Source organism: Hyphomonas sp. CACIAM 19H1 (assembly GCF_003325995.1).
GTDB lineage: Bacteria > Pseudomonadota > Alphaproteobacteria > Caulobacterales > Hyphomonadaceae > Hyphomonas > Hyphomonas polymorpha.
This window is the reverse complement of the sequence record NZ_CP016437.1, coordinates 4,006,696-4,028,531: the sequence shown is the minus strand read 5'-3', so window position 1 is coordinate 4,028,531 and position 21,836 is coordinate 4,006,696. Positions and strand designations below refer to the sequence as shown.

Annotated in this window: 21 protein-coding genes and 1 tRNA gene; 12 read left to right on the top strand and 10 right to left on the bottom strand. The window is 64.2% G+C overall.

What is annotated here, in order from left to right:
• On the top strand, positions 1-1,068 hold the full coding sequence (locus tag BBF93_RS19125; RefSeq protein WP_114106914.1) for a citrate synthase/methylcitrate synthase: 1,068 nt from the start codon (positions 1-3) through the stop codon (positions 1,066-1,068).
• Positions 1,069-1,072: 4 nt separating this feature from the next.
• Here BBF93_RS19125 and BBF93_RS19120 read toward each other — a convergent pair whose 3' ends face one another.
• The gene (locus BBF93_RS19120; protein WP_114106913.1) at positions 1,073-1,513 is read right to left on the bottom strand and encodes a hypothetical protein; all 441 of its coding nucleotides are present in this window, start codon (positions 1,511-1,513) and stop codon (positions 1,073-1,075) included.
• Complete coding sequence (locus tag BBF93_RS19115) at positions 1,510-1,995, bottom strand: MmcB family DNA repair protein (RefSeq protein ID WP_035601020.1); 486 nt, start codon at positions 1,993-1,995, stop codon at positions 1,510-1,512. Before BBF93_RS19115 ends, BBF93_RS19120 begins: the two co-directional genes overlap by 4 nt.
• A 188-nt stretch (positions 1,996-2,183) precedes the next feature.
• On the opposite strand from BBF93_RS19115, the gene BBF93_RS19110 reads away from it, so the two are divergent.
• A complete protein-coding gene (locus BBF93_RS19110) occupies positions 2,184-3,071 on the top strand; it encodes an RNA polymerase factor sigma-32 (protein ID WP_114106912.1) in 888 nt (295 codons plus the stop codon).
• 4 nt (positions 3,072-3,075) lie between these two features.
• On the opposite strand, the gene BBF93_RS19105 is transcribed toward BBF93_RS19110, so the two are convergent.
• Positions 3,076-3,867, bottom strand: coding sequence for a thermonuclease family protein (locus BBF93_RS19105; protein WP_162786642.1), 792 nt, complete (start codon positions 3,865-3,867; stop codon positions 3,076-3,078).
• A 109-nt stretch (positions 3,868-3,976) separates the two neighbouring features.
• Here BBF93_RS19105 and BBF93_RS19100 point away from each other — a divergent pair, with 109 nt between their 5' ends.
• The 3 genes from BBF93_RS19100 (at position 3,977) to BBF93_RS19090 (ending at position 6,652) form a co-directional block, all read left to right on the top strand.
• Positions 3,977-5,269, top strand: a complete 1,293-nt coding sequence (locus BBF93_RS19100; RefSeq protein ID WP_114106910.1) for a cystathionine gamma-synthase family protein — start codon at positions 3,977-3,979, stop codon at positions 5,267-5,269.
• Positions 5,270-5,324: 55 nt separating this feature from the next.
• Positions 5,325-5,401 (top strand) — tRNA-Arg (locus tag BBF93_RS19095).
• Positions 5,402-5,749: 348 nt separating this feature from the next.
• The gene (locus tag BBF93_RS19090; protein WP_233349214.1) at positions 5,750-6,652 is read left to right on the top strand and encodes a metallophosphoesterase; all 903 of its coding nucleotides are present in this window, start codon (positions 5,750-5,752) and stop codon (positions 6,650-6,652) included.
• A gap of 12 nt (positions 6,653-6,664) precedes the next feature.
• On the opposite strand, the gene BBF93_RS19085 is transcribed toward BBF93_RS19090, so the two are convergent.
• The 3 genes from BBF93_RS19085 to BBF93_RS19075 are packed head-to-tail and all read right to left on the bottom strand — an operon-like array spanning position 6,665 to position 8,538.
• A complete protein-coding gene (locus BBF93_RS19085; RefSeq protein WP_035601029.1) occupies positions 6,665-7,138 on the bottom strand; it encodes a VOC family protein in 474 nt (157 codons plus the stop codon).
• Positions 7,135-7,593 carry a hypothetical protein gene (locus BBF93_RS19080; protein WP_114106909.1) on the bottom strand — a complete coding sequence of 153 codons (459 nt, stop codon included), beginning with the start codon at positions 7,591-7,593 and terminating at the stop codon, positions 7,135-7,137. Before BBF93_RS19080 ends, BBF93_RS19085 begins: the two co-directional genes overlap by 4 nt.
• Positions 7,594-7,653: 60 nt before the next feature.
• Positions 7,654-8,538: a methylated-DNA--[protein]-cysteine S-methyltransferase gene (locus BBF93_RS19075; protein ID WP_114106908.1), complete on the bottom strand. Its 885-nt coding sequence runs from the start codon at positions 8,536-8,538 to the stop codon at positions 7,654-7,656.
• A gap of 150 nt (positions 8,539-8,688) precedes the next feature.
• Here BBF93_RS19075 and BBF93_RS19070 point away from each other — a divergent pair, with 150 nt between their 5' ends.
• Both BBF93_RS19070 and BBF93_RS19065 read left to right on the top strand, forming a co-directional pair.
• Positions 8,689-9,636 (top strand): glutathione S-transferase, encoded by a 948-nt coding sequence (locus BBF93_RS19070; RefSeq protein ID WP_114106907.1) that lies wholly within the window; start codon positions 8,689-8,691, stop codon positions 9,634-9,636.
• A gap of 66 nt (positions 9,637-9,702) precedes the next feature.
• Positions 9,703-10,665, top strand: coding sequence for a cyclase family protein (locus tag BBF93_RS19065; protein ID WP_035601040.1), 963 nt, complete (start codon positions 9,703-9,705; stop codon positions 10,663-10,665).
• 4 nt (positions 10,666-10,669) lie between these two features.
• Here BBF93_RS19065 and BBF93_RS19060 read toward each other — a convergent pair whose 3' ends face one another.
• Entirely contained in the window at positions 10,670-11,497 is an 828-nt protein-coding gene (locus BBF93_RS19060) for an alpha/beta hydrolase (RefSeq protein ID WP_114106906.1), read from the bottom strand.
• 135 nt (positions 11,498-11,632) lie between these two features.
• The gene (locus BBF93_RS19055; protein ID WP_114106905.1) at positions 11,633-14,116 is read right to left on the bottom strand and encodes a TonB-dependent siderophore receptor; all 2,484 of its coding nucleotides are present in this window, start codon (positions 14,114-14,116) and stop codon (positions 11,633-11,635) included.
• A gap of 174 nt (positions 14,117-14,290) precedes the next feature.
• Between BBF93_RS19055 and BBF93_RS19050 the strand changes: the two genes are divergently transcribed.
• The 3 genes from BBF93_RS19050 (at position 14,291) to BBF93_RS19040 (ending at position 18,660) form a co-directional block, all read left to right on the top strand.
• Positions 14,291-15,109: an SDR family oxidoreductase gene (locus tag BBF93_RS19050; protein WP_199288427.1), complete on the top strand. Its 819-nt coding sequence runs from the start codon at positions 14,291-14,293 to the stop codon at positions 15,107-15,109.
• 119 nt (positions 15,110-15,228) lie between these two features.
• Positions 15,229-16,929 (top strand): acyl-CoA dehydrogenase family protein, encoded by a 1,701-nt coding sequence (locus tag BBF93_RS19045; protein ID WP_114106904.1) that lies wholly within the window; start codon positions 15,229-15,231, stop codon positions 16,927-16,929.
• An 84-nt stretch (positions 16,930-17,013) separates the two neighbouring features.
• Positions 17,014-18,660 carry a TIGR00341 family protein gene (locus tag BBF93_RS19040; protein ID WP_114106903.1) on the top strand — a complete coding sequence of 549 codons (1,647 nt, stop codon included), beginning with the start codon at positions 17,014-17,016 and terminating at the stop codon, positions 18,658-18,660.
• Here the strand turns inward: BBF93_RS19040 and BBF93_RS19035 are convergent.
• Positions 18,650-19,549: an N-acyl homoserine lactonase family protein gene (locus BBF93_RS19035; protein WP_114106902.1), complete on the bottom strand. Its 900-nt coding sequence runs from the start codon at positions 19,547-19,549 to the stop codon at positions 18,650-18,652. The genes BBF93_RS19040 and BBF93_RS19035 overlap by 11 nt on opposite strands.
• Before the next feature lie 26 nt (positions 19,550-19,575).
• Positions 19,576-19,971, bottom strand: coding sequence for a phosphoribosyl-AMP cyclohydrolase (gene hisI, locus BBF93_RS19030; RefSeq protein ID WP_035601052.1), 396 nt, complete (start codon positions 19,969-19,971; stop codon positions 19,576-19,578).
• 121 nt (positions 19,972-20,092) lie between these two features.
• On the opposite strand from hisI, the gene BBF93_RS19025 reads away from it, so the two are divergent.
• Together BBF93_RS19025 and BBF93_RS19020 are read left to right on the top strand one after the other, a co-directional pair.
• Positions 20,093-20,926 (top strand): enoyl-CoA hydratase, encoded by an 834-nt coding sequence (locus BBF93_RS19025; RefSeq protein ID WP_114106901.1) that lies wholly within the window; start codon positions 20,093-20,095, stop codon positions 20,924-20,926.
• A gap of 9 nt (positions 20,927-20,935) precedes the next feature.
• The gene (locus BBF93_RS19020) at positions 20,936-21,832 is read left to right on the top strand and encodes a hydroxymethylglutaryl-CoA lyase (protein WP_114106900.1); all 897 of its coding nucleotides are present in this window, start codon (positions 20,936-20,938) and stop codon (positions 21,830-21,832) included.
• The last annotated feature ends 4 nt before the right edge of the window (positions 21,833-21,836 follow it).

The window sequence follows — 21,836 nt, the reverse complement described above, 5'->3', positions numbered from 1 at the left end:
ATGGATTCCGGGCTTGAAAATATTGTTGCGGCAGAGACCGTCCTGTCAGATGTGGACGGACAGAACGGCCGCCTGATCATTCGTGGTTGGCCGGTTGAGATGCTCGCAGCGTCCATGGCGTTTGAAGATGTGGCGCATCTGTTGTGGCAGGGGTTCTTTGATGATCTGCCGGATGTTGCGGAACTTGGCGCGCGGATCGGCGCTGCGCGCGAAGAGGTTTTTGATCTGGTGGCTGATCTTCCGGCCGGTCTGGACGTGGTGTCATATCTTCGTGCGGGATGGGCGTTGTTGCCAGACGATGAGAGCCTTGAAACCGCCATCCGGCTGGCTGCCGCCGGGCCGGTGGCGACGGCCGCTGCGGTTCGGCGGAGGAGGGGAGAGGGCGCTATCGCGCCAGACAGAGGCTTGTCCCAGTCCACCGATTTCCTCCGGATGCTGACGGGAAATCAGGCTGGTCAGGCCGAGGCCCGCGCGCTGGATGCCTATCTTGTGACGGTCTGCGATCACGGGCTGAATGCGTCTACATTTGCGGCCCGCGTTGTGGCGTCAACGCGAGCCGGGCTTGTCTCGGCTGCCGTTGCCGGCATCTCGGCGCTCAAGGGCCCGCTGCATGGCGGCGCGCCGGGCCCGGTGCTGGACATGATAGACGCCATCGGGTCGCCGGCCAGTGCGGAGCGCTGGATTGAGGGCGCGCTCAATCGCGGCGACCGGCTCATGGGATTTGGCCACCGGGTTTACCGGGTGCGCGATCCCCGGGCGGATGCTCTCAAAGCGGCTGTCGCGCGGCTGCCGGGAACGACTGGCCGGCTCGAATTTGCCGAGCATATTGAACAGGCCATACTTGGCCGGCTGGCAGCGAAATATCCCAAGCGGCGGCTGGAAACGAATGTGGAGTTCTATACGGCGCTGCTGCTGGAAGCGCTCGGCCTTCCCCGCGAAGCATTTACGGCGGTCTTTGCCTGCGGCCGGGTGCTGGGCTGGACGGCGCATGCGCGCGAACAGATTGGAGAAGGGCGGCTGGTGCGCCCGCGCTCTGTCTATCGGGGCCCAGTGCCGGCGGCGGCCTGAGCCATCAGCCCTTCAGGTTCTTGCTGAACAGGTCCAGCTGGTTGGGATCGGCCGGTTTTTGGCGGCGGGTCTTGGTGCGGCCGCGGCGGAAATAGAGGTCATCGGTGTGATCTTCTTCCGCCGGTGGCGGGGGGGCGGGCTCGAAGGCGCGCTTCTCCGGCGGGCGGACATCGCTCGGGTCCACCAGCTTCCACCAGTTCACCGCCACGACGGCGTGGCCGGAGGTATCTTCATAGCGCTGCAGATGGCCGGCTGGGCCGTCGGCGCCGATAGCCTTGAACAGAGCATCGGCTTCGGCCTCGGCCAAGTGCAGCCAGCTGGTTTCCAGCCCCTGCAGCGCCAGCCCTCTGGCAAGGGCCATTGCTTCGCGCCGGCTGCGCGCCGTGGGCGCGCCGGGCTTCAGTGCATCTTCAAGGGAGCGGGCAACGGGATAGGCAAGGCTCATGACAGGGGCGAGGTAAGCGTGTCCTCGCCTGGCGTCCAGCCCGTATCAGCGGCATTGGTAAGCCGGGCGGCGGCCAGACGGGCAAATCGCAGGGTCACTGCCTTGCGCCGGGCTGGCACAAGGCGGGTTTCCGGTGCTTCCCGGATCACTGCCCCATAGAAGGCATCGGCAATGATCAGGCCGGTGTCCGGCGGGATCAGCTCCTGGGGGAAGTCTGCGCCAACGGCGAAAGTCAGCCGGTCGCAATAGTCCATATATTCCCGCCATTTGGCGTCGGACTTGAAGTCCTGGATACTGGATTTAATCTCGATCATCCAGATGTCCCCGGCCGGGCCAATCGCGGCGATATCGGCCCGGCGATTGTTGGCCAGCGTCATCTCCGTGACGCCGTAATAGCCCAGCTGCGCCATCAGCCGCAGCGTGCCGCGGCAGATCTCGGCGGCGCGGCGGAGGGGCAGCTCTTCATTGGAGGTATCGGCCATGGCGGCGCGTTCCGGTATTGTTCCTTTTTGGCCACCCTATGCCCGGCGGGGTTTTCCCGTCAAGCGGAGGTGGCTGCAAGGCTGCTTGGGCGGAGGGGGCGAAAATCAAGGCCCGCCAGTGATCCAGCCAGGAATGCGGGGCGTAGAGGTTGGGGAGAGAAGCATATCCGGCCTGCAGGAGGTTTCGCGTGCCAAATGCCTATTCAGCGACGAGCCCGGCGGACCGCCAGTTCGTGAAGACGGCGATGAAGGCACCCCTGCTTGATCCGGCGCATGAGGCGTCGCTCGCCCGGCGCTGGCGCGAAGGCGCGGATGAGGCCGCGCTGCATGAGCTCACCACGGCATATATGCGTCTCGTCATCTCCATGGCCGCGAAGTTTCGCCATTACGGCCTGCCGATGGCCGATCTGGTATCGGAAGGCAATGTTGGCCTGATGCAGGCAGCGGCCCGGTTCGAGCCCGAGCGTGAAGTGCGCTTCTCCACCTATGCCAGCTGGTGGATACGGTCTTCCATTCAGGACTATGTGCTACGCAACTGGTCTATCGTCCGCACCGGGACGACCTCGGCGCAGAAGTCGCTGTTCTTCAATCTGCGCCGGTTGCGGGCGCGCATCTCCGATCTTGGCGACGGAACGATGACCGCCGAGAACCGGGAATGGGTGGCCACCCATCTGGGCGTCCCGCTGCGGGATGTGGAGACAATGTCTGCCCGGCTTTCGGGATCAGACCGCTCTCTCAATGCGCCCCTGACGATGGAGGGGGACGGGCAGTGGCAGGACATGATCGCCGATGAAAGTCTGCCGCCGGAAGAGGCGGTGATGCGCAGCCGCGACACAGAACGCAGGCATGGCTGGATCGACGCCGCCATGAAGACGCTGACCCCGCGCGAGACCCACATCATCACGCGTCGGCGCCTTTCGGACGAGCCGATGACGCTTGAGGCGCTGGGCGAGGAAATTGGTGTCTCAAAGGAGCGCGTGCGGCAGATCGAGCATGCTGCCCTCCTGAAACTGAAGCGCGCGCTGGAGGAGATTGCAGGCGATCCGGAAACCGCAGGCCTCGTTCCCGACGCCTGACCCGTCAGGGCTCCTCAAGTATTTCCAAATTCAGAGGATGGGTGATCTCCATACGGAGATTGCGTACATAGCCCCTGGCGCGGATACGCGTATCCGGGTCCATCTGGCAAAGCGCGGCAGCAGCGCTCTCTATTTCCAGCACCAGCAGGGAGCGTTCCAGCAGCACGTCGCAGGAGACACCCCGGAAGTCTGAGCCCTGCATGCCCCCCGTAACTGCCTCCACCACCTGGAAGCCCTGGAATGTATCGGGCAGGGCATCAGCCTGGGTGATGGTCCAGAGGCGCCCTTTCCAGAGGCCGGTTTTCGCCTCCCGCGCAGCAACTTCAAGCGGCAGAAGCAGGTCGTTTGCCGCCGCCGTATCGGGATAGACCCGTACGCGCGCGGCGCCGCGTTTCACCATCTCCGCATTCAGCCAGTATTTTGGCCCCAGCGTATCTGTGGTGACGACATGGGCGAGGGCCCGGTCATACCGGTCGCGCGTGAGGCCGCCATAGCGCAGCTCTACCTCCCGGCCGAGAGCCATATCCTCAAGCGCCCGTTTGGATTCCTCAAAGCCCGCCTCGCCGTCGCGGCCCCGGCTTGGTCCGGCCGGCGCCTCGATGCCAATCAGGCGCACGCTCTGCCCGGTTGAGAGCACCAGTGCATCTCCGTCGATCACCCGTACGACGCGGCCCCGCTCTCCCACCGCCAGACCTTCGAGGGGATCAGAGGGCGCGCGGCCGCAAGCGCCCACGATGAGCGCGGCGGCGAAGATCACGAAATTGCGGATCGGCGTCCGGCGCCCTGCCTCGTCCATTGGCCAACTATCACCCGGCGGGCGGGCGGGAGGCAAGTGACTTCGCCTTGCTAAGGCAGACTTCTCGCCGGTAAGCTTTCCCTTACGATAAGTATACGGGAGGAACCCCATGTCAAAACCGCTGAAGCCCTATCGCAAACGGGAGATTGCCGGCCACACGCTGAGCCCTGAATCTCTGGTGATGGGATTTGGCTATGATCCCTTCATGTCTGAAGGCTCGATCAAGCCGCCGATTTTCATGACCTCGACCTTCGCCTTCAAATCTGCCCGCGATGGGGAGGCGCTGTTCCGCCGGCTTGCCGGGCGGTGGGAGGAGGGGGACCCGGAGGAGGCCGACCTCATCTACACCCGCTTCAACAATCCCAATATGGAAGTGCTGGAGGACCGGCTGACCCTCTATGATGGCGGGGAGGCGGCGCTGTCCTTTTCGTCCGGCATGTCGGCCATCACCACGGCGCTGTTTGCCTGCGCTGAGCCGGGAACCGCGATCCTGCATTCCAGCCCGCTTTACGGGGCTTCGGAAGTCTTTGTCCGGAGCTTCATGCCGGGGTGGGGCGTGCAATCGGCAGAGTTCGACGCCTGGTCGACGCAGGAACAGATCCTGGCCACGGCTCGCGAGGCAGTGCGGCGGCATGGCCCCGTTTCCGTGATCTTCACCGAGTCTCCGGCCAATCCCACCAACGCGCTGGTGGACATCGCCGCCTGCGCCCGCGTGGCAGATATCCTCGAAGCGGAGACCGGCCGCCGCCCGATTTTGATGTGCGATAACACCATGATGGGCCCGATCGGCCACAAGCCCTTGAAGCATGGGGCAGACCTCGCGCTCTATTCCCTGACGAAATATGTCGGCGGGCATTCCGATCTCATTGCTGGCGGAATTGTCGGCAATGAAGAGATGCTGACGAAGATCCGCCGTATGCGGAACTATCTCGGAACGATGCTGGACGCTCATACCTGCTGGCTGCTGACGCGGTCTCTGGAGACGGTGCAGCTGCGCATGGAGCGGGCCTTCACCAATGCCAGGGTCTGTGCGGACTATCTGAAGGGCCATGCGAAGGTTTCCCAAGTGATGTATCCGGGCTTCCTGGAGGCGGGCGACCCCCAGAAGCGCGTGTTCGATGAGCAGTGCGAGGCCGCCGGGGCGACCTTTTCCTTTGATGTGAAGGGCGGCAAGGAGGCGGCGTTCCGCCTTCTGGATAATCTGAGGCTGATCAAGCTGGCGGTCAGCCTGGGTGGCACCGAGAGCCTGATGTGCCATCCCGGCTCGACCACGCATTCGGCCGTGCCGGCCGATGTGCGCGCCCGGATCGGCTTTACCGACGGGCTCATCCGCTTTTCGGTGGGTATCGAGGCCCCGGATGACCTTCTGGCGGACCTCAAACAGGCGCTGGAGAATGTCTGACCCATGCATTTCCGCTTCAACGCGCCGGCATTTTCGGATAGGGGAGGCTTTGGCTGGTCCCGTAGCTCAGCAGGATAGAGCGACAGATTCCTAATCTGTAGGCCGTGCGTTCGAATCGCGCCGGGATCACCATCTTCTTTGATTGCTCGGTGCTGATCCCGGCCTTCCCGTATCATCGGGAGCGATCTCTCTTTCCGCGGGAAGGTGTGTTGGATAGCGGCGCGCATCCTCGCTGTTGCAGGCTCTCGCCTCTCCTTGCTGCGCGATGGCGTTTGCAGGGCAAATGCTGATCTTCCGCAGCCTCACCCTGAGGGGAAAGAGCGGGGGGCATCTTTGGGCGGAGGAGGGGGGGACACAAAACTGTCATCTATATCGGCGGCAAATGTCATAAAACCTTCGTCGCGATGGGGCATGGGACGGGTTTGAAGTTTGCCGGGTGGGCCCTCTGCCTGCCGGGGCCAATCATTCGGGAGAGAGTTGATGATCCGATTTCGCACACAGCCCCTGAGGCATCTCCTTGTCGCCGCGCAGATGGCGGCGCTGTCACTGGTGGCCGCCTGCGCGACGCCGGTGCCGGCCGCAGAGGAGGCTGTGGCGCTGCGCTTTGCGGTGCTCGGGGATGCCGAACCCAAGCCGCTGGCGGAGTTTCCCAATATGGCGGGCGCGGTGGCGAATGTGAATGCGCTGGCAGGCCGTGAGCGGATGGATTTTGTCGTCGGCGTGGGCGACATCGCGCATAAGGGAACGCTGCTGCAGTATGAGGCCGCCACGCCTGTGCTGCAGGCGCTGACACTGCCATTCTATCCGATCATGGGGAATGAGGAATACGGCTCGACCGAAGAACGTTTCCTGGAATTCGCCAATCTCTGGAACGAGGGCAAGGCCACATTCGACAGCCGCCGCTATGTGCAGGATCAGGGGCCGGTTGTAATGGTTTATGCTTCCCCTGATTTCAGCCGGGAGTTCCATGACGAAGGTGTTGCCTGGATGCTGGAGGCGGTGCAGGCCGCAGCACCCAAGCCGGTGATGCTGATCGTGCATGGCGCGCAGGTTGGTGTGTACCCGGAAAATGCCGACAAGGGCATCGCCAATCCCCGCTTTGCCGAGGTGGTGGCCCAGCCGAACCTGGCGGCGGTGATCTCCGGCGACCTGCATATGGATATGGACCGCGTGGACCATTCAAAGCAGATCGGCCATGTGCATTATCTGCACATTCCGGCCCTGGAGCGCACCAAGATTCCGGACGAAACCCGCCATACGCCGATGTACCGCGTGTTCACGGTGACCGAAGGCGGCCGGGTGGTCGTTGACACGTATGAGGTGGGCAATCTGCAGCCGCTGGCGCGTCACGCCTACAGCTTCGATCTTCCGGCGACGGAGTAGGCCTCGGGGCCGCTACCAGGCCCCGATATTCGGCGCGCTGGCCCAGGGTTCCTGCGGGGCCAGCGGCTTGCCTTTCTGGAGCAGTTCCACCGAAATGCCGTCGGGCGAGCGGATGAAGGTCATGCGGCCGTCTCTGGGCGGGCGGCTGATCGTAACGCCAAGATCGGCAAAGCGTTGGGTGGCGGCGTAGATGTCCTCGACCTGATAGGCGAGGTGGCCGAAATTGCGCCCGCCGGAATATTCCTTTTCGTCCCAATTATGGGTGAGTTCCACCATCGGGATATTGAGCGAGGTGGGCGAGGCGCCCTCGGGCACGCCGCCACCCCGCTCGATGTCTGCTGGCGCGGCGAGGAAGACGAGGGTGAACCGGCCTGCTTCATTGTCGTAGCGGGTCACCTCGGTCAGACCGAGCCCGTCGCAGAAGAAGCGCTTGGCCGCGTCAATGTCGCCGACACGGATCATGGTGTGGAGGAATTCAGGGCTCATGAATAGGCTTCCTTCAGATTACGGATGACCTGCCGGAGGTTTGGCGGTGTCAGGGTGTAGTAGCGGCGCAGGGCAGCGGCGAGGAGCAGCACGGTTACGCCCATGAAGGCGAGGAAGGTGCTGAAGGTGTGGATCAGGGTGCCGCGCTCGAAGACCGGGGAGGTGCCCGAGAGCTGCCAGAACGTATCCCAGATCATGTTGAATACGGCGATCAGCGGGGCGAGGCCCAGCGTCAGCAGCGCGGCACAGACATAGATATAGGTGGCGGCGCGGGGGCCCTCGGCGCGGAGATAGAGATCGGTGAACTCCTTCTCGTCAATACCGGGGGGCAACTCACCCGATTGCTGGCGCAGGGCGAGCAGCTGGGGCGCAAATTCCCGCGTCTGTTTCCACCGCCAGCCAAGGTGGGCGCCCCAGGCCAGGATGGCAAAGATGAGAAGAAAGTAGAGCCACATGGGTCAGGTCCGCTTCAGGGCCAGAATTGGGCGCCCGAAGCTGGCTGGCCCCGTTGAGGATCAGGCCAGATGGGCGCGTTCGTATACCAGCATGGCGCGCTTTCGCGCCACACCCCAATGATAGTTATGTAGCCGGCCATCGGCTGCAAGGGCCCGGTGGCAGGGGATGAACCAGCTGATCGGGTTGGCGCCGACCGCTGCGCCGACCGCGCGCGAAGCCTTTGGCGCTTCGATGGCGGCGGCCAGGCGCCCATAGGTGCAGGTTTCGCCGGCCGGAATATCCAGCAGCGCGCGCCAGACCTGACGGCGGAAAGGCGTGCCATAGAGGCAGACGGGCAGGGGGGCGCGATCCTCGAACACGTCGCGCGCCATCCGCTCGGCGGTGGCATCATCCCGGCGGATCGAGGCAGCGGGGTAGCGGCTGGCGAGATTGGCGAAAGCATCTTCTTCCCGCCGGCCCTGATGCTCAAAGCCGGTGCGGGGGGCGGCATCCTCGTCAATGAAGCCCAGCGCGATGAGGCCGCGGGGGCCGATCAGCCAGGCACCCATGCCGAAGGGGGTGGGCGCCTTGCCGAGGATGAGGTCTGCGCCCTTGCCGCCGGCCTTGGCCTCGCCGGGGGTGAGGCCCTCATGAGCGATGAACAGATCGTGCAGACGGCCGGGGCCGGAGAGGCCCGCCTCGAGGCTTGCGTCCAGCACGCTGGCGCCCTGGCGCAGGAGATCCCCGGCAGCGGCATGGGCAAGGGCGCCCTGGAACTGTTTGGGGCTGATGCCGGCCCAGCGGGTAAATTCGCGCTGGAAATGATGCGGAGAGAGGCCCATGGCGCGGGCAGCCGCGTCAAGGCCCGGCCAGTCCTGCCAGGTATCGCCCAGCCATTCCAGGGCCTTGGCCATCCGGGCATAGGCGCGGGCGCGGTCGTCGAGGGGGGAGAGCGTGTCAGCCATGGCGGAGAGTTTGCCGGAGGGGCGGCGGGGGCGCCACCCGATTCTTGCCGATTCCTTTCGCCGGGTTAAGGGCGGAATTTACACTTTTCTGTAAACAGGAACGCGCGCAGAGTGCGCCTCAAAAACAGCCTCGGGAGGCAAACGGTTATCATGGCGGACGCCCGCAGCATTATCCTGCACGAATATCCTGCATCGCCTTATGCCGAGAAGGTGCGCCTGACGCTTCGCCTCAAGAACCTTGCCTATGCGCGGGTTGAGCAGCCTTCGATCATGCCCAAGCCCGACCTGATCCCGCTGACGGGGGGATACCGGCGCATTCCGATGTTGCAGATCGGCGCGGATATCTATTGCGATACGGCGATCATCCTGCGGGAGCTGGATATCCGCTATCCAATGGTGGCTCTGAAGCTGCCAGGCCATGAGGGGCTGGCGCAGATGGTGGCCGGGTGGACGGATGGGCGCTGGTTCCAGTCCTCAGTGGCGGTGATCTTCGGCGAGATCGGGGACAATGTGCCCCAGGCCTTCATCAAGGATCGGGAACAGCTATCCGGGCGGCCATTCAATATTCCGGCGATGAAGGCAGTGGCGCCGATGATGCGCGACCAGTGGCGGGCGCGGCTGATGCTGCTGGAGGAGCGGCTGGCGGGCGCCAAGGGCGCAGGTGGCGGGCTTTACCTGATTGGCGCCAAGCCGGGCTTTGTGGACGTGCATGCGTATATGAATGTGTGGTGGATGAAGCAGGCCGTGCCTGCCTTTGCCGACGCCTGTTTCGAGAGCGCGCCGCTGACGCGGGCCTGGTATGACCGGCTGACCGAAGTGGAAGGGCAGACGCCCGAGACGATTACGCCGGCCCAGGCCGTGGCGATCGCCAAGGATGCCGCCCCGCGCCTTGTGGCGGCAACCACGCGCAACGAGCCGCAGGGCTTTGCGCCGGGCGAGCGGGTGGCGGTGGCGCCCGACGATTATGGCCAGGACTGGGTGGAGGGCGAGTTGGTGCATGCTGACAGCCAGCGCGTGATCCTGCAGCGTGTGACCCCGGAAACCGAGACAACGCATGTGCATTTCCCCCGGGCGGGCTTCCTGGTGCGCCGGGCCTGATACGGGTTGCGCAGGCGCGATCCGGCGCTAGGCTTTCTCCCAAAGATTTCATAACGGGAGGAAGCGATGAAGAAGTTCCTGATGGCCTCGGTGCTGCTGGTGGCGGCGTGTGGGCATATGGCGGCGGATGAGGCTGCGCCGGGCGCGAAGGCGGATGCCAAAGAGGTCTGGTATCCCTCCCGCTATGGCGCGGAGGACCGGATCGGGGCGATGAACCTTCTCTCGCCGGAGAAGACCGCCGAGGCGGCCAAGCTGATCACCACGGGCAAGACCTATGCCCTGGGGCAGGTAACCGGGCGCAAGACACCGGCCTACGGCCCGCGCAGCTTCTCCATGACGATCCTTCAGCTGTCGGACGGTTCGGGCACGCCGCTGGGCGAGAACAAGGCTGTTGGCAATGACGATCTCGTCAACACCTATATCGGCATCGGCAGCCAGATTGATGGCCTTGGCCATATGGGCATCGACCATCGCTATTATAACGGTGTTCGGGTGGCGGATTTTGTAACCACCGCCGGGCTGACACAGTTTGGCACGCATGACCTGCCGCCCATGGCAACCCGGGGCGTGCTGCTGGACATGACCAAGCAGTTTGGCAATCCGGTGCCGGCGGGCACGGCCTTCAACAAGGCGGAGATTGATGCGGCGATGGCTGCGGCTGGCGTCACGATCACGCAGGGCGATGTGGTGCTGTTCCATACCGGCACGATGAAGGCCAATGAAGGCTCCGCTGATCTTCCGCCCACTGAGCCTGGTCCCGGCGTGGAGGGCGCGCAATATCTGGCCGATCTGGGCGCGGTAGCGGTGGGGGCGGACACCTGGGCGCTGGAGGTGATCCCGTTCGAGAAGGAAGCCCGGCCGTTTGATGTTCACCTGACACTGCTGGCCAAGAACGGGGTCTACATCCTCGAAAACATGGTGACGCATGAGCTGGCTGAAGACGGCGTGACGGAGTTCTTCTTCACACTGGGCACGCCGCGCCTTGAGGGCGCCGTGCAGGCCATCATCAATCCGGTGGCTATCCGCTGACGGATTATTCCTTGAGGAAGGCCGTGATCTCGCGGGCGAGGGTTTCCGACATGGCGTCGGCGAGATCATGGCCCCATCCCGGCAGGGCCTTGAAGCGGGCACCGGGAATGCGGCGGGCAATGTCTTCGCCCGCAGCGGGGCGCACCAGCGGATCATCGCTCCCGTGCAGCACAAGGGTGGGGTGAGGGATGGCGCCGAGGCGTTCATGCCAGCGCGGCTGGGCCTGAATGGCCGTAAACTGACGGATGACGCCGAAGGGCCGGTCTGAACGGCGGAAGTCTTCAATCGCATAGCGGCGGATGGTGTCTGCGCTGTTGCGCAGATGGGGCGCCGAGCCGATGGCGTGCTGCGCTTTCACAGCAATATCGGCGATGGCCTCGGGCGTGCGCTGCAAGGGCACGGCGGTCAGCGCGGCGAGCGCTTCCTGCGTGGGCGGAGGCAGGTTCGGCGCGCCGGAAGAGGTCATCATGGCGACGAGCTTGGAAACCTTGTGGGGATGGTCGAGGGCCATCAGCTGGGCAATCATGCCACCCATCGACATGCCGACAATATGCGCACGGCCGATTCCTAGGGCGCCGAGCAGGCCCGCGGCATCGGCGGCGAGATCGTTCAGGGTGTAGCTGGAAAAGCCGCCCATTTCCTGGGAAAGGCCGATATCCCGGTTGTCAAACCGAATGACATGAAAGCCAGCATCAGCAAGTCCCTGGCGGAAGGCGTCGGGCCAGCGCGTCATCTGGAAGGCAAAGCCCATGATCAGCAGGATGGCCGGATCGGCTGGGTTTCCCAGCGTGTCATATTCCAGTTCAATGCCGTTGGCGCGAATGCGGGCCATGCTGTCTCCCCCCGAGAATGGTATGCTGGCGCCGGACAGTAGGGGCGGCCCCGGAGAGATCAAGCGCTGCCCTCAGGGCAATGAAAAACGCCGCCCCGGAGGGCGGCGTTTGTGGGTAAGCGGAAGGATCGCGCCTTAGAATTTCAGGGTAGCCTTCGTGTACACGAAGCGGCCCGAATAGCCGAAGGGCGAGTAGGTGGAGAAGGGCGTGTTGCCGGTGCTGTTGAGCGCAGCGGGCGCCGCATCCGGATACTCGTCGAAGATGTTATCTGCGCCGAGGGCCAGGGTTACGCGGTCGTTCCAGTTGTAACGGGCTTCCAGGTCCACAACCGTTTTCGGGTCGAGGTTATAGTCGGTTGCCGACGTGGTGCCCGGAACAAGCACTTCGCCATAACGGATCGCCCGGAGCGTAGCGGCGAAGGGGCCGCGTTCCCAGTCGAGCTGACCGGTGAACTTGTCCTTCGGCGCGCCTTCTTCGAGCGTCAGCACGTTGACGCGGCCGAAGAGGACGGGTGCCGGATTAAGCGCCGCCAGTTGCGGAACAGCCGGAACTTTCGTCACTTCGGTCTTGTTGAAGTTGGCGCCGAGCGTACCGCGGAAGGTGCCGATTTCTGTTTCCGGAAAGGCGTAGTTGGCGATGATGTCAACGCCCGTGGTTTCGGTGTCGACGCCGTTCAGGAAGAAGCGGCCGCCGCCCGAACCCACGAAACCGAGCCCTTGCAGGTAAGCCTGGACGTTGGTTGCGGTGAGGTTTTCCGACAGGACGATGCGGTCTTCGACATCAATCCGGTAGCCATCAACGGTCAGGTTGAAGGCGCCGGCCCGGAAGACGAAGCCGAGGGCATAGTTGACCGACTTTTCAGCGTCGAGCGGGGTTGCGCCCAAGGCCACAGCGACCGGATCGTCCACGGTGAAGGTAGTGATGTCGAAGGGCACGCCGCTGATGAAGTTCGTCGAGGTAGTGGTGAAGTATTGCTGCTGCAGCGACGGGGCGCGGAAGCCGTTCTGGATCGAGCCGCGAACCGCAAAGCTTTCGGTCAGGTCGTAGCGGGCTGCGAGCTTGCCGGTGAGGGCTTCGCCGAAGTCCGAATAGGATTCGCCGCGAACGGCGCCGGAGACGAGCAGCTTGTCGGTGACGTTGGCTTCAAGGTCGACATAGACGCCGACAGCGGTGCGGTCTTCGTCACGCTCGTTTTCGGGGCGGAAGCCAGGGAACACCTGGGCGCCGGAAGCGGTGGGGGCGCCATTCAGCAGCACGCCGCCATTGCGGTAGGAGTCAGGCTCACCGGCAAAGATCTCATAGGTTTCCTTGCGGGCTTCCACACCCCAGGCCACGTTAAGATCGGAGGCGAGGCCGTCCATGGCAAAGCCTTTGACGAAGCCAATGTTGGCAACCAGCTGCGAGCCTTCAAAGCCACCGGCATCAAACGATGTTTTCGATGCAGGCCCGATGGACCGGTTCACCGTGTCGATGATCTGGAACTCCATCTTGTTGGAGCCATAGCCGAGCGAGGCATCCACATCCCAGCCAGCCCAGTTGAAGCGGGCGCCGCCGAGGGCAGAATAGTCCGTGGTCGTCGGGTTGATCTTCGGCAGGAAGCCGTTCGGATAGATCTCGATGACGTTGCGGGCATCATTGGCGCGGCGGAAGAAGCCGGCGGAAACCGTTTCGCGGTCCTGGAAGCTGCCCCAGCCATAAAGCTCGACGCCATTGGCAAGCGTGTAGCCGGCATTGGCGAAGAAGCTCAGCTGCTCGAGGTCCGGCTCACCGGTCCAGCCATTCCAGCGATTGATGATCGCCTCACCGGCCGGGAACACCGTTGGATATTGCTGGCGGCTGTCATAGCCGGCGCGCTCGGTGTGGTTCTGGTCCTTATACTCACCGGTGATGGTGAGGAAGCCGTCTTCGCCGAGGCTGTAGCCTTTCCAACCGGCAACGGTCAGCACGTGGCCGTCCGAGCGTTCGCGGGTGGCGGTGGCGCCGGGGTTGGGCACGCCTGTCGCGGTGGGGGCGATGACGGGCACTGTGTATTCGGTTTCGCGCCAGCCATAGCTCGCCTGGATCGCGCCGCCGGTATTGGCTTCGCGCAGGCGGACGTTGACCACGCCGGCAATCGCGTCAGAGCCGTAGAGGGCCGAGGCGCCGTCGCGCAGGACTTCCACGCCGCCGACTGCCAGCGACGGGATGGTGTTGAGGTCAACCGCAGAAGCGCCGCGGCCGATCGAGCCGTTGACGTTGACGAGGGCGGCCGAATGACGGCGCTTGCCGTTCACGAGCACGAGCGTCTGGTCAGGCGCCAGGCCGCGCAGGGCGGCGGGGCGGACAGAGTCGGTGCCATCGGTCAGGGCCGGACGGGGGAAGTTGTAAGAAGGCAGGTTGACGGAGAGCGCCTGATTGAGCTCGCCGACCCCGATGTTCTGGATCGTCTCTGCAGAAACAACGTCTACCGGGGCGGCGGTATCGAGGGCAGAGCGGTTGGCAACGCGGGTACCGACGGTGACGACGGTATCGAGGGTGCGGGCGGACTCGCCTTCCTGCTCCTGCGCCCAGACTGGCGCGGCAGCAGCGGAAAGTGCGATGACGGCAACGGCCGCCGAAAGAGCAGCTTTGAATTGCATTGGGTTGGTAACTCCGTGTGCGTGTGTGCCGGCTTGCCGGCGGGCGGTTGTGGAAACCTGAACTAACCGTAAGGTGAGGGCACTGCAGCAATCAACAAGCAGACCGGGCTAACACCATGCTTTAGTTATGCTTTTGTTGCATTTCTGACACAACTCATGAAGCGAGCATGAAAAATGGGCATGAATAGGCGGCTTTGCCTCATCACAGGTGCGTCTTCTGGAATAGGTGCTGAGTTTGCGAAGCAATACGCAGCGTTGGGGTGGGACCTGGCGCTGACGGCGCGCCGGGCGGACCGGTTGCAGGTTCTGGCGGCCGAGCTGCATGCCCGTTACGGCGTGCTGGTGGAGGTCATTCCGGAGGATCTGTCCAACCCCGGCGCGCCGCCGCGGATCATCGCGGCGCTGGAAGGGAAGGGCCGGGAGATTGACGCGCTGGTGAACAATGCCGGCTACGGACTTCCTGGAACGTTTCTGTCCACCTCATGGGCTGATCAGGCTGATTTCCTGCAGGTATTGTATCTGGCGCCAGTGGAACTGACGCACAGGGTGCTGCCGGGCATGGCGGCGCGCGGTTTCGGGCGGATCATCAATGTCGCCTCACTCGCCGGGTATGCGCCCGGCAGCGCCGGACACACGCTATACGGGAGCGTGAAGGCCGCGATGATCAAGTTTTCCGAAAGCGTGGCGGCCGAATGCCAGACGCTGGGGCATAAGGATGTTCATTGCACGGCGCTCTGTCCCGGCTTCACCTGGAGCGAGTTCCATGACGTGAACGGCATGCGGGAGACGACCAACAAGATGCCGAAATGGATGTGGACGGAGGCCGCCCCTGTGGTGAAGGCGGGAATTGATGCCGTCAACCGGGGGCAGCCGGTGGTGGTGCCCGGCCTGTTCAACAAGGTGGTAGCGACGCTGACACGCCTGTTGCCGGAGCCGGCAGGGCGGGCTTTGGCGCATTCCCAGACCGCGCGGTACCGGAAACTGGAAGGCTGAGACCGGGAGATGGACTCCGGCGCGATGTTGCGCCGCACAACATGGATATGCCAGAAAGCGCTTGCCGCCCTATCCTATTCGGCGACATGAGGCGGCAACAGATTTGAGGGAGAGACGCGATGGGTGCAACAGATACGCTGGAACAGGGGCAGGGCACGGTTTTTCAGGGGCTCGTGGGCACGCTGGCCGAAGCGGTCACCGCGCTGGACACCTATGCCGCCGCCGCAATTGCTGGCGCCCGGGGCCTGCTGGCCGGCGCTGACGGGAAACCTGATCGCGGCGCCTTCGAGCGCAATCAGCACCTGGCCCATGGCCTCTCCTGGCTCGTCACCTATGTGGAAACCCTGCGCCAGGTTTCCGAATGGGCCGCGCGGCTGGAGGCCGACGGCAAGTTTGGCGAAGCCGAGGCGCTGCTCTCCCAGATCCTATTCAGCGAGTATTGCGCCCAGATCATTGGCGGCATTCCGATGAACCAGGGCGAGACGATCCGCCCGCATGAACTGGGCAGCCTGGAAGCGGCCGACGCGCTGTTCGCGGTGCCCGTCATCCGCAAGCTGATCATCGAGGGCAAGAGCCAGGCGGTTCTCTCGGCGGCGGCGGCGCTGCTGCCGGACGCCCTGTCGCGCAATACGGTGGAGGCGACCGGTCTCGACGAGACGATGGAAATGGTGCGCGAGCAGTTCGCGAAGTTCGCCGCTGACCGGATCAAGCCGCATGCCCATGGGTGGCACCTGCGCAACGACTATATCCCGATGGATGTTGTCGAGGAGATGTCGGAGCTGGGCGTATTCGGGCTGACGATCCCGGAAGAGTTCGGCGGCCTCGGCATGGGCAAGACGGCGATGTGCGTTGTCTCCGAGGAACTTTCGCGCGGCTATATCGGCACAGGCTCGCTCGGTACGCGGTCGGAAATTGCCGCTGAGCTGATCCTGATCGGGGGCACGCCGGAGCAGAAGGAAAAATGGCTGCCCAAGATTGCCAGCGGCGAGATCCTGCCGACGGCGGTGTTCACCGAGCCCAATACCGGGTCTGACCTTGGCTCGCTGCGCACGCGCGCGGTGAAGTCTGCCGATGGCGCCGATTATATCGTCACCGGCAATAAGACCTGGATCACCCATCCTGTGCGCGCCGACCTGATGACACTGCTGGCGCGTACTGATCCGGCTACGAACAATTTCTCGGGTCTCTCGATGCTGCTGGCTGAAAAGCCGCGCGGTACCGATGCCGATCCGTTTCCGGCAGAAGGCATGACCGGCGGCGAGATCGAAGTGCTCGGCTATCGCGGGATGAAGGAATACGAGATCGGCTTTGATGGGTTCAAGGTGAAGGCCGAGAACCTGCTGGGCGGCGTCGAAGGGCAGGGCTTCAAGCATCTGATGGCCACCTTCGAGAGCGCCCGTATCCAGACGGCCGCGCGCGCTGTGGGCGTGGCCCAGAACGCCTTCGAGACCGGCCTTCGCTACGCGCTGGACCGGCAGCAATTTGGCCAGGCGATCTTCAAGTTCCCACGCGTCTCCAACAAGCTGGTGATGATGGCGGCCGAACTCGTTGGCGTGCGCCAGCTGACCTATTTCTCCGCCCGCCAGAAGGATAACGGCAAGCGCTGTGACCTTGAGGCCGGCATGGCAAAATTGCTGGCCGCGCGGGTCGCCTGGGCGGCGGCGGACAATGCCGTGCAAATCCATGGCGGCAACGGCTTTGCGCTGGAGTACACGATCAGCCGCATTCTGCAGGACGCGCGTATTTTGAACATCTTCGAGGGCGCAGGCGAAGTGCAAGCGATGGTTATCGCCCGGCGCCTGGTCGAGGGTGGCAACTGAACCTGCTTTTGCCGCTGCGCCTTGAGCGCGCCGGCGGCCTTAGCGCAAACCACGCCTGGGCGGACTCTCTGACGAGGACGGAACATGACCGATACTGCTGAGCAAAAGCCGCCCCGGCGGCCGGAATGGTATCGCCGTCTGCGAGTTGCCCGCTGGCGGGGCATCCGCAGCATTGACCATATGGAAGTGGTCGATCACGTCCATGAGGAAGGCGGCGTCTCCGGGCGTTACCTCTTCATGACGGCAATGTCCTGCGGGATCGCCATTCTGGGCCTGCTTCTGTCCTCTCCGGCCGTCATCATCGGCGCGATGCTGATCTCTCCGCTGATGGGGCCGATCATGCTGATGGGCTTCTCGCTTTCGATCCTGGAACTGAAAGCGCTGCGCGAGGCGATTGTGTCGCTGGCCATCGGCACAGGGCTGGCGCTGGGAACGTCCTTTCTGATCGTCTTTCTTTCTCCGTTGACGGATGTGACGCCGGAGATCCTGGCGCGGACGCGGCCGAACTTCTTCGATCTTCTGGTTGCCGTGTTCTCGGGGCTCGCCGGGGGCTATGCCGTGATCCACCGCAAGGGCGAAACGATTGTGGGCGTGGCCATTGCCACCGCCCTGATGCCGCCGCTTGCCGTGGTGGGATATGGCCTTGCAACGGCGCAGTTCCAGTTGGCGGGCGGCGCATTCTTTCTCTACATGACGAACCTTCTGGCGATTGCGCTGTCGGTGACGGTGCTCTCCCGCTTTTACGGGTTTGGCGAGCGCCACAGCCCGCAGCATAATTTCTGGCAGACCGGGCTGATCGTTGGCGTGTTCGTTGCCCTGTCGATCCCCTTGGGCCTCGCCCTGCGCGATATTGCGTATGAGACCCGGGTGCGGGATGTGGCGCGGGATATGGTGCTGGATCCGTTCGAGGGCAGGGAGGCGCGGCTTTCCGATATGGATGTGGCGTTCCCCCGGCGCGGGGAACATCAGATCGTGCTGCAGGCGACCGTGCTGACCAATGACCGTGTGGCGGGCGCCGAAGCAGCGCTGGCAGAGCGGCTGGCAGAGCGGTTTCGCCGGACGGTGAAAGTGTCGATCGACCAGATTCAGGTGGACGATAATAATAACACCGCAACGGCGCGCTTCCTTCAGGCGGCCGAGTCTTCGCTGGGCGCGCCGCTGCGGGCGCAGATGTCCCAGTTCGAAGCTCTGGCCCAGGAACGCCGGACCGAGCGGGAACTGCGCGCGGCCTATCCGTTCAATCTCGCTGCCGCAGACATCGACGCCCAGGCGCGTTCCGCCGTGTTCGCCGCTGCGCCGACTGAAGGCGTGACCCTGCCGGCCTGGCGCAGCCTGGAGGACGGGCTGACGCGGAATTATGCCGACTGGACAATCTCCATCGTGCCGCCGCCGCTGGCGCTGCTGCCCATTCCGTTTGCGCCCAATGACGATGCGCTTGCGCCGCGGGCAGCCGATATGCTGGCCGATCAGGTCTGGGCCCTGCAGCGCTGGGGGGCTGGCCAGGTGGAGGTGGTCGCCTATCTGCCGAACGCGCTGGCCGCCCAGACCTTTGACGAGCGCGCGCTTGGGCATCGCCGCGCGGCGCGGGTCGCCGCAGTGCTGGAGGAGGCTGGCCTGACGGCAAGCATCGCCGGCGAGTTCCGGCGGGGTGAGTTTGTGGCGCGGGAGGACCGGATTTTCATCCGGCCAGCTCCTCTGCCTGCGGAGGAAAGCGCAGCGCCTAGCGAATAACGCCGCCGAGGGGTTCGATGTCCGCCGGCTCATGCTGGATGACCACCCTGGCGCCGAGGTCGGTGGCGCGGGCCTCGAACGCGGCCATTGAGGCCAGCGTATTCTCTTCGCTTGTATTGAAACGCGGCACGCGGCCCAGCGCGCGGCTCTCGGACCGGTGATAAAGGTCGCCGGTCAGAAGGACCGGCCCGGTTTCGGGAAGGGTCAGCTGAAGTGATGAATGGCCCGGCGTATGGCCCGGGGTCTGGAAGATCACGACACTGCCGTCACCGAAGACATCATGGCCATCGTTGATGATCTGGGTTTCCATTGGCTTGAACAGGGCGAAATTGGCCGCCAGCGACGGGTCTGCAGGCGGCGCGCCGTCAGCCGGGAACATGTAGTCATATTCGGTCTGGTTCACGAGCCAGGTGGCGCCCTGGACCTGATCGATCTGTCCGATATGATCGAAATGCGCATGCGAAATCGCCACATAGGTCAGCTCTGAGGGGACGACGCCAAGATCGGCGAGTTGGTCCGTGATCGATCTTTCTACCGACACGGTGAATATCTGCTGGGTGAAGGGCGGCTGACCGGCGAGCTGGGAGGGCAGGCCGAGATCCCAGAGCAGGCGGCCATTGGGATGGTTGATCAGATAGCAAGTATTCGTGAATTCGTCGGCTTGGCCGGCATAATCGCCAGCCGAGGAGAACGCGTCGAGATCGGAGATGGCGATGGTGCCGCAATCGAGCACGTCGACATAGAGCGCCGGGCCCGCCGTTTCTGTGGCTTCTGCAGCTGGCGGCGGGGCGGCGGCGGGGGGCGCTTCAGCAGGTGGGGCGCAGGCAGCAAGGATCCCTACGGCAGCGCCGGTGAGCAGGATCTGGGTGAGCGATGTGGGCAGGCGCATGGCGGTTCCTCCGGTTTTCGGGAACCCTAGTCTGCCTCACCGGGGAAGGATAGCGCCCCCCCGTCTACACGCCGGTAGAAGCAGCTCTCCCGGTGGGTGTGGCAGGCCCCGCCCGTCTGACGCACTTTCAGCAGCACGGCATCCTGGTCGCAATCGACGCGGATTTCGGTGACTTCCTGGATATGGCCGGAGGTTTCGCCCTTGATCCATATTTCGCCCCGCGACCGCGACCAGTAGGTAGCCCGGCCGGTCTCGATGGTTTTCTGTAGCGCCTCGGCATTCATCCAGGCGAGCATCAGCACCTCTCCTGTAACCGCATCCTGCGCAATCGCGGCAATGAGGCCGCTCTCGTCGAAGCGCGGGCGCAGCTCGGCGGTTTCGTCCTGCGCGCTGCCGGAGAGGGGGGGAGGGAAGGTGGACATAACGGCAGCGGTCGCCCATGGCCGCGCGCAAGTCAAGCCGCAGGGGAAGGGGGTTTTGCGTCTGCCCAATCCTGGGATACGGGTCTAGACTGATACAAAGACCATAGGGGAGAGACGAGCGATGAGCGCCTATCAGGAGATAATGACCGGCCTTTCAGACGGCGTGCTGACGATCACGCTGAACCGTCCGGAGCGGCTGAACGCGTGGACCGGCACGATGCAGGTGGAGGTGGAGACCGCAATCCGGAAGGGCGGGGCGGACGAGGCCGTGCGTGTGATCATCTTGACGGGCGCCGGGCGCGGCTTCTGCGCCGGGGCTGACATGAACGGGCTCCAGTCGATCCAGGCGAGCGCCGGGGCGGACTATAACGAGACCCGGCCAGCTGCCCCCAAACCTCAGGCGCCATCAGAGCTGGAGAAGATGTTTCCCGGCCGCTTCGGCCATATGTTTGCCTGCCCCAAGCCGATCATCGCGGCCATCAACGGCCCCTGCGCCGGGATTGGCCTGATCCTCACCCTGTTTGCTGACATGCGCTATGCAGCGGCCGAGGCGAAGTTCACCACCGCCTTTGCCCAGCGCGGCCTGATTGCCGAGCATGGCATTGCCTGGCAGCTGCCGCGCCTTGTGGGAGAGGCCAACGCGCTCGACCTTCTGTTCACGGCGCGCAAGTTTGACGGGGCGGAGGCCGAACGGATGGGCCTCGTAAACAAGGCGATGCCGGGGGATGAACTCATGGGGTATGTCCATGATCTTGCCCTGCATCTGGCGACGCAGGTATCGCCGCGCTCTGTGGCGATCATGAAGCGGCAGGTGCGCGAGAGCTATCTCCAGTCTTACGCCGCTTCGCTGGAAGTGGCAGACGGCGAGATGGAAGCGAGCTTTGCGACGCATGATTTCAAGGAAGGGGTGGCGAGCTTTGTGGAGCGCCGGGCCCCGGCATTTACAGGCAGATAGGAACGCGTAATGACCCGCCGTATCGACATTGTGGAAGTAGGCCCGCGCGACGGGTTGCAGAATGATCCGGCCAATCTGAGCGTCGCGCAGAAGCTGGAATTCATTGCGCGGCTGGAGGCGGCGGGCGTCCGGCGGATGGAATCGGGCAGCTTCGTCAGCCCCAAGGCCGTGCCAAAGATGGCCGACTCCCCGGCCGTTTTCGCCGGGGTCGACCGGACACGGCCGACGCGCCACATCGCCCTCGCGCTGAATGAGACAGGCATGCGCCGCGCGATCGAGGCGAAGGCCGACGAGATCAATTTCGTGCTGGTGGCCAGCGAGGCTTTCGGACGCCGCAACCAGGGCATGAGCCCGCAGGAGAGCGCCGACATGCTGGCAAAGTGCGCCCCGCTGGCGCATGAGGCGGGCATCCCGCTGACGGCAACCATTTCGGTGGCCTTTGGCGATCCGTATACGGGCGATGTGGATATCGCCGTCGTCGGCAGCTTGGCTGCGCAGGCCCAAAGGGCGGGCGTCGCCGAACTCGCCCTGGGCGACACGATCGGGGCGGCAACGCCCTGGGATGTGCGCCGCGCAATTGACCGGGTACGGATCGAGGCGCCCGATGTGTTCCTGCGGATGCATTTCCACGATACGCGCGGGGCGGGCCTTGCGAACGTGTTTGCCGCTGTGGAGGCGGGCATTGACGTGATCGATGCCAGCTGCGGCGGCATCGGCGGCTGCCCCTTTGCGCCGGCGGCGACAGGCAATGTGGCCACCGAAGACGTCGTCTGGATGCTGGAGCGGGCGGGATTCGAGACGGGGCTGGATCTGGCCCGCCTGATCGAGACGGCAAAATGGCTCGAAGGCGTCCTGGGCCACCCTGTGGCCAGCGCGCTCAGCCGGGCAGGGGTTTTCCCAGCCTAGGTAG